The organism is Erythrobacter sp. (assembly GCF_038133525.1).
Classification (GTDB): Bacteria; Pseudomonadota; Alphaproteobacteria; order Sphingomonadales; family Sphingomonadaceae; genus Qipengyuania.
This window is the reverse complement of sequence record NZ_JAYPTL010000096.1, coordinates 6,261-7,251: the sequence shown is the minus strand read 5'-3', so window position 1 is coordinate 7,251 and position 991 is coordinate 6,261. Positions and strand designations below refer to the sequence as shown.

At 58.5% G+C, this 991-nt stretch carries 2 protein-coding genes; both read left to right on the top strand.

Annotated elements, in window-relative coordinates; translation table 11 throughout:
- Positions 1-291: 291 nt before the first annotated feature.
- Complete coding sequence (locus AAFM29_RS16115) at positions 292-615, top strand: hypothetical protein (protein WP_341713785.1); 324 nt, start codon at positions 292-294, stop codon at positions 613-615.
- Positions 605-991, top strand: a 387-nt coding sequence (locus AAFM29_RS16110) for a hypothetical protein (RefSeq protein WP_341713784.1), incomplete at its 3' end; no start/stop codon positions are given. The genes AAFM29_RS16115 and AAFM29_RS16110, both read left to right, overlap by 11 nt.

Sequence of the window (991 nt, the reverse complement as noted above, 5' to 3'; positions counted from 1 at the left end):
GAAAGCGAAGATCGAGGCGGCAATGGCGAATCCCGCGCTCTACACCGGCGACAAGGAGATCGAGCTCAACGGCAACTACGACACCGATGGGCAGATCACGATCCGCCAGGACCAGCCGTTGCCGATGACCGTCCTCGCGGTCTACGCGACGCTGAGCACCTTCGATCAGTGAGGATTGTTCCGTTTGAGGTAGCTCACGCTGAAGCGCTGCTATCGGGCGAGCTCAACGACAATAGGAACCGACCGTCTGCGCCTTACGGTGAGTTTGTCCCAGGCCTTGTGCAAAAAAATATGGCTTTCACCGGAATCGACAATGGGCACCTTGTTGGTGCCGCGGGGATTTTTCCGCTTTGGGAGGGCGTCGGCGAAGCCTGGCTTCTCGGCGCCGATCGCATGAAAAGACACCCGCTCTCGGCGGGCAGGATGGTGCGTCGTCGCTTACACGAAATAGCTAACGCGCACGGCATGTGGCGCGTACAGGCGGCGATGCGCAGCGACTGGCCGGAGCTGGCACGCTGGGCGAAGTTTCTCGGGATGAAACACGAAGGCACGATGCGCCGCTACGGCGTAGACGGCCAGGATTATGAAAGGTGGGCTTGGGTCGATGGGAGTTGAAGTTGCGCTACTAGCAGCCGGCACGGCTATCGCCGCGGTAGGTTCTTTTTCTGCTGCAAGCGGGATGAAAGCCGCAGGTCGCGCTGCGGAAAAAGCTGGCGAGTACAATAAAAAAATCAACGATCGCAGCGCTAAGGTTGCAGAGCAAAATGCTGATCTAAGAGAGCGGGTTGGGGAGCGCGAAGAGCTTCGTTTCCGAAAGAAGTTTGGCAGTCTCCAGGCTAAAGCAGGCACTGCGTACCGGAAGTCTGGAGTTATCGCCAGCAGCGGGACGCCGCTTGCAGTCCTAATGGAAAACGCGAACGAAGCCGAGACAGACATTCAGACTGGTCGATTACAAGTCGCTACTGAGGCGGGTCAGTTGAGAGAGCGCGCG